This is a genomic window from Ensifer sp. SSB1 (assembly GCF_016652895.1).
Lineage (GTDB): Bacteria > Pseudomonadota > Alphaproteobacteria > Rhizobiales > Rhizobiaceae > Ensifer.
Genome location: NZ_JAEPRP010000279.1, coordinates 1 through 5,780, shown reverse-complemented (window position 1 = coordinate 5,780; position 5,780 = coordinate 1). Strand labels below are relative to the sequence as shown.

Genomic DNA, 5,780 nt, shown 5'->3' with positions numbered 1-5,780 from the left:
TGACTGACCGCCGGCTCAGGCCCCCTTATAACGCGCAGCGAAATGCGCGCTTACGAATATAACACCCTCAATCTTTAGGGGTCTGCCCGATGACGTATGTATTCGAAGTGGTCGACGAGGCGGGTGCGGTTCGCAACTACGTTGCCAAGTTCATGCGCCGCGAAGCGGACAAATCGGTCGTAGAATATCGCGGGCTTCAGATGCGGTTTGCAATCTTGCATATTCGCGACTGGTGCGCCGTGGAATAAGAGCAGCGCCGCTCCGAAGAAATCCGCGAGGAGTATAAATGCCGAGGCGAGGAAAAATCGTAGGTCTCATAGCGCAGAGTGATGTCCACATTGACGGGCTGAACATTCCTCCCGGGCTCTACTCGGCGACAGTGAGAACGTCTCTCTCCGGCCAGCACCGGAAGAGAACCCTGGAGACCACGTATGAGCTTCATTTGAATGCCCGCGACCTTAAAGGGGTTGGCGGTTTCCTTGGAGATGAGCGCGGCGCCAGTATGGATGCGACCACAGCCGTCCAAAAGGGGTTGCTCACCATCGCCTAATGTGAGGCTGCCTCACTCTTACCGCAGAGGTGATGCGGCCGGATCCTTCTCTTTTCACCAATCACCGATCGACTTCCCTATTCAGCGCCGTCTCCGTCGGATGTCTCGATTGCTAGATCGTGGAGCGCTTGGGCGTCCTCCGACGCATACTCAGCAGACAGGATGATGGTGAGAAACGCCGCTCGAGCGATTTCTTTTTTCGAAGCACTTGGATGTCTGGCCTTGACGGCTTCGATCAGTGCTTTTGGCCTCATCCCCGGGACCGCCAATTCCCGGATCGTTTCGGAGATGGTTTCGGTCTCACGAAGCTTTTTCTCTCGCATTGCCACTCCAAATGCTGACGAGAAATATTCATATCGCAGCTACATAAGAGAATTGTGATTTCAGCCGGCTGGCTGTGCCAGAGCTAGCTAATCGTCTGGAAACCCTACCGTCGGTCTACGCCGCGCCCTGCGGCGGAACCAAATAGAACGGACATTTGCTGCCCGTCATCGCATCACCAGACATGCACAAGTATCGCATTTCTGCGTGAGCCAATTGAACCGCCAACCTTTCGCTTACGCCGCGAGGCCGCTTACTGTCGCTCCGGTCAATAAGAAACCCCTAAAATTGCGGGGAACAAAGATAGTCAAGGACCAGAACGAAGGTGCAACGATGCCGACTACGACGAAAGCAGGCCTCACAACAAAAAGTGGAGCTACTTCGGAAGGAAATCGTCGCTATCATGAGCCCCCATAGCGTGCGAGAGCCGCTTCATGGCGGCGCAATTTGCGAAAGCGCGGCGACCCCGTACCGAGGTCCTCAGCAGCCTTCGCCGCCGCTAACCGCGTCTAGTCCGCATGCCGTGCCGCCCACGGCCTCAGCAACAGTTCCCATCGCTGCAACCATTCCTTTCTGCGCCTGCATCTGAAGCGTTGGCGAGTACCACCCTTCCGAGCCAAGAATGAAAACCTCTTCCTGTCGCTTGGACCCGTTGCGCGTCATCATGTCGGCGGCTGAACTCATAATCTGACCCTGTAGTGTATTGCCGAGCGCTGAGATCATCTCTTTCGAGCGACGATAGGTCAAATCTGCCACGAAAGCGCATGTATAGCCTTGCCCGCCTTTGACGCAGCCTTCCTTGTGCATCCCGTTGATCTCAATTTCCCACGCCGTATCGGCGAACAGGCCATAGGTGAAACTGCGAAACCCAGTCTGCTTTCCGTATTGGGCATAGGCGCGCATGAAGGCTAGCCCGATCTCTCGCTCGTCCGGCTCCGTGTAGTCGGCTGGCACCACGATCGTCTTTCCATCAGCCATCAGGCTTCGCTCACGCCGCGAATGTGAGGCTGTCTCCAAATGCTCGGCCGCGGTCTTGCTGCCAAGTTCCGCGGCAATCTCAAACAGGCGGTCGGCCTCGTCCCTGTTCTCGGGTACACCCTTTCCGAGCTTATAGTGCATGGCAATGCTGAAGTAGCCGGACGGGTCGTTCTGGTCGGCTGCCAGCTGATACCATTCCCGCGCTTTTTCGAATTCTCCACGCGCCTCAGCCTTCTGCCCCATCCACCATTGCGCCTTTGAATTCCCTTGCTCGGCGGCCGCCTTCATCCACTTGTTACTTTTCGCTTCATCAAGAGCGCCGAAACGTGGCTCCTGATGAAGGAATGCAAGGACGAGCTGTGCTTCGACATCACCGGCCTTTGCTGCTTTCTCATATGTGGCCGGCGTGACCGCGCTCCGGGCTGCCTGACGATACCAGTCGGATACATCCTTGCCGATCGTCCCTTCGTTCCTTCTCGCCAGCCCACCAGCGTTTGAGAACGTATACAGCGCAAACCGGATATCCTGCTTTGGGCCTGGCGCCATATAGGCCCGGGCTCGCCGAAATTCGCTTGCGTGGTCTTCCGGGTTTGAACGCGCCGCCTCGTCGCAAGCTGTCGTCGCCGCGTACGTATCGATAAACGGAAGATCGACCCCGATCTGCTCTTTGTTGTTCGGCTCCTCGACAGATCCAGCCAATCGTCGACACTCATAGACCGGATCAGCCGCGCGAGCATCTGCGAAGGCAAGCCCTGCAAGCAGGCTCCACGCGGCAATCCTTGGAAAAACTACGACGTCCATTTGATTCCTCCGTGAAAAAGGAGCGAGGCAAGTATCGCTTATCGGACTGAACTGACGCTATGCACAAATGCTGGTCTAAGGGGTCAACAGTTTTGGTCCGAACTTCACATAGTGCCGCTTTTCCACGGAAGTTGAAGTAGACACTATGGGCTAGGATCACAGCGGAAGCGCCACGACCACTGTTGCGTGGGAAAGCGCCTTCATCTGGAAGCGGAAAAAAGATGGGGTTAAGTTGCGAGGTCGAGCTTTGATTGTTTGAGACAGCTGTCAGCGACCGCGGCTACGACTTATTATTATTTATAGTGTGAGGTTTACTCAACCGCCCTCTGAATACAGTTGGCAACCGAAGGCCTTTGGCTCCATCCCCCCCGCCCGGATATGCACCTTTCATTAAACTCGCCGCTCGGCGCGTGACGTCGCGAAAACAGCTCCAGGCGCAACGTCAAGGTTACATCGAATAGGCGAATTGCTCAGCCCTTCGCCTCGGGTGATAATTTCCGAGCGTGTGAATGGAGACGGGTTGTGAAGATAATGCGTGCAATATCTTCGTTCGTGTTCCTCCGGCTCTTCGTTCTCTCTATTCCGCTCCTTTGCTGGGCAGCTGAGCAAGTGGAGGCTTCGGGCAGCCGGCTATGTATATCCAACATTGGGAACGCCACTGTGAAGGTCGCCGTGATCTACAGTGGCGCGTGGGGGGGCTGGCTGGCGGACGGGTGGTGGGAGATTAAGCCTCAAAGCGGCTTTCTTGACGGTTGCACGCATGTGCCAGAGAACGACAACCAAGGAGCAGACTTTCATTACCTCGCATTCCGCCAGCAAGGTCCTGATGGGAGATGGTATGAGGCAGCCTTTGACGTCAAAGATGTAAGCTGGACGGAGGACGGATCAGATACCGTGGGAGGTAGCTATACGCTTGTGCCGAGGTCTACGCACGATAGTCGCCAACTGGACGGCCCATTCGGAACGAGAGACCTCGGGGGAACCAAGTTCATAACTTGTGTTCCGAAACTGGGAACCAAAAAACTCTCGACGCTCAAAGACCATTGGTCCTGTTCCCCCTACGATATGCTCGCTCTATTCGGGACGCAGCTTTACACGCCTACTGACGGCGGCTTGCTGCAGATAAACGATTATGATGTCTACGTTCGCACAAGCGTGGACGCGAGACTCTTCGATATCAATCCATCTCGTTCTGGCAAAGCCGATGAGAAGAGCCAGAAGGTGTCACCTGGAATCCCGGAAACTGGAAAACCAGATCTCCTCCTCGGGTCGCAGGGGTATGGCTTTTACTTCATGCTGGCTCATCTGCTGTTGTTTTATCACCCACTCGGCGTAATCGTGCTCGTGGGTGCCTAGAAACGCGCCTCGGTCTACGAAGAGTACAGTACCACAGAAGGCTTACGCCGCCTTGATCGGGTCGTCCAAAAGAGTCGAAGCGGGCCGGATGGGAGCTCTATTGATGCTTCACCAGCGCGTCGATCAGACCTATTTGCGAACGAACACCTCTCCTGTATTCGCTGATCATCAGCTTGGCTTCCTCTGTGGCGTCCTTTCGGCAGATCTTCTGATCGTGGCACCAAGCGTCGAGAACGCTTTGCAGCAGAGAAATATCATTCGGCGGAATGCTGTCTTCTTCCAGGTTCATTTGTTGCCTCCCAAACGACAAATGTTGCCTCGATGCCGCGCCCGGCATCCTGGACCATGATACAGAGCGCACCGTCCTCGCAAAGTAAAACGATGTGTGAGCGGCGGTACTCCGTGTCTAAGGCCTATTGTTGTCCGCCTTATCGCGCTTCCAGAACCATGTTGAACGGCCCCGTGAAGACCCGTTTGACCTGATTGAAGCCGCCAGAACGGATGACCTCTGAGAGTTTCGCTTCGCCCGCCTGTGCACCCAGTCCTTCGCCAACCTCCTGATCGAGCGAGGTCGGCACGCAGATCATCGTCGAGGCGTTGTAATAAAGCCGGCCGACTGGGTTCATGTTTTCGGCCGGGTGGTCACCCGCTATCGGCTCGACAATCATCCAGGAGCCGTTCTCTTTGAGAATGCGGCGCATGTGGGCGGCGCAACCGCGCGGATCGCCCATGTCGTGCAGGCAGTCGAAGCTGGTCACCAGGTCAAAGTCCCTCTCGCCGACGTCCTTGGCTGTTGCCGCGACGAATGTGACCCGATCGTCGACCCCGTGGGATCGGGCATGGCCGTTGGCTTCGTCGATGGATGGCTGGTGGAAATCGTAGCCGACGAAGCTGGCGTTGGGGTAGGCCTGTGCCATCAAAATTGTTGAGAAACCGACGCCGCAGCCGACGTCCGCCACCTTGGCGCCCGAGAAAAGCTTTTCTTCGACGCCATCAAGGGCCGGCAGCCAGTTCTGCACGATGTTGTTCACGTAACCAGGGCGGAAGAACGCTCCGGTGGCGCAAAACAGGCATCCCGCGGAATCGCCCCAGCGCACGCCGGCTCCGGTCCGGAAGGCGTGCTCGACCTTGGGCTCTCCTTCAATCATTGCGGCCGCAAGCTCGAAAGCACCTTCGAGGTATACGGGACTGTCCTTGTTGACGAAGACCATTTCCTGTTCGGGTGAGAGACTGAACTTCTCCGAGCTCGGATCATAGTCGATGTACCCGTTGGCAGCTTGCGCCAGGGCCCACTCCCTGACGTATCGCTCGGTCAATCCGCCCGCAGCCGCAGCCAGACCTGCGGCCGTCACCGGGCCGGCTCGTTGAAGAGCAGTGAACAGACCCAGTCGAAGTCCGATCCTGACGGTCGGCACGCTATACGCTCCGCCAAGATCGCCGAGCATTTTGCCGATGAATGAATGAAGTTTGGCTTCATCAAGCTGTACCATGTCATGTCTCCGGATGGGCTGATGATTAGGGCACAGGAACAGGTCGTTCATGGCGAGAATATAGCCGAAAGGTAGGCATCTGTCTCACAACCAGCCTTTGCGTCAGACCAATAGCGGGCGTCTATTGGATCGAGGCTACCGTTGTCTCCGTGGCGAGTCGTGAAATTCGATGGCGACGTGTTTCGTGAGTAATTCCAAACGATTACGTCACAATTCCAACGTGTCAATCAGCCCTTTAATTGCGGATGTTTGTCAAGCGCCTGCAACATCCTTGCCGGGGTCAT

The 5,780-nt window shown here is 56.3% G+C and carries 6 protein-coding genes; 2 read left to right on the top strand and 4 right to left on the bottom strand.

Annotated features, from left to right (window positions below; genetic code table 11):
• The first annotated feature begins 89 nt into the window (after positions 1-89).
• Entirely contained in the window at positions 90-248 is a 159-nt protein-coding gene (locus I8N66_RS35605; protein WP_291164715.1) for a hypothetical protein, read from the top strand.
• A 379-nt stretch (positions 249-627) separates the two neighbouring features.
• Here the strand turns inward: I8N66_RS35605 and I8N66_RS35600 are convergent, their stop codons facing one another.
• Both I8N66_RS35600 and I8N66_RS35595 read right to left on the bottom strand, forming a co-directional pair.
• Positions 628-873 carry a hypothetical protein gene (locus tag I8N66_RS35600; protein ID WP_060521307.1) on the bottom strand — a complete coding sequence of 82 codons (246 nt, stop codon included), beginning with the start codon at positions 871-873 and terminating at the stop codon, positions 628-630.
• Positions 874-1,351: 478 nt separating this feature from the next.
• A complete protein-coding gene (locus I8N66_RS35595) occupies positions 1,352-2,650 on the bottom strand; it encodes a tetratricopeptide repeat protein (protein ID WP_291164708.1) in 1,299 nt (432 codons plus the stop codon).
• Between the two features lie 522 nt (positions 2,651-3,172).
• Here I8N66_RS35595 and I8N66_RS35590 point away from each other — a divergent pair.
• Positions 3,173-4,006, top strand: a complete 834-nt coding sequence (locus I8N66_RS35590; RefSeq protein WP_291164705.1) for a hypothetical protein — start codon at positions 3,173-3,175, stop codon at positions 4,004-4,006.
• 97 nt (positions 4,007-4,103) lie between these two features.
• Here I8N66_RS35590 and I8N66_RS35585 read toward each other — a convergent pair whose 3' ends face one another.
• Together I8N66_RS35585 and I8N66_RS35580 are read right to left on the bottom strand one after the other, a co-directional pair.
• Positions 4,104-4,295 (bottom strand): hypothetical protein, encoded by a 192-nt coding sequence (locus tag I8N66_RS35585; protein ID WP_291164703.1) that lies wholly within the window; start codon positions 4,293-4,295, stop codon positions 4,104-4,106.
• Positions 4,296-4,434: 139 nt separating this feature from the next.
• A complete protein-coding gene (locus tag I8N66_RS35580; protein WP_291164717.1) occupies positions 4,435-5,496 on the bottom strand; it encodes a class I SAM-dependent methyltransferase in 1,062 nt (353 codons plus the stop codon).
• Positions 5,497-5,780: the final 284 nt, after the last annotated feature.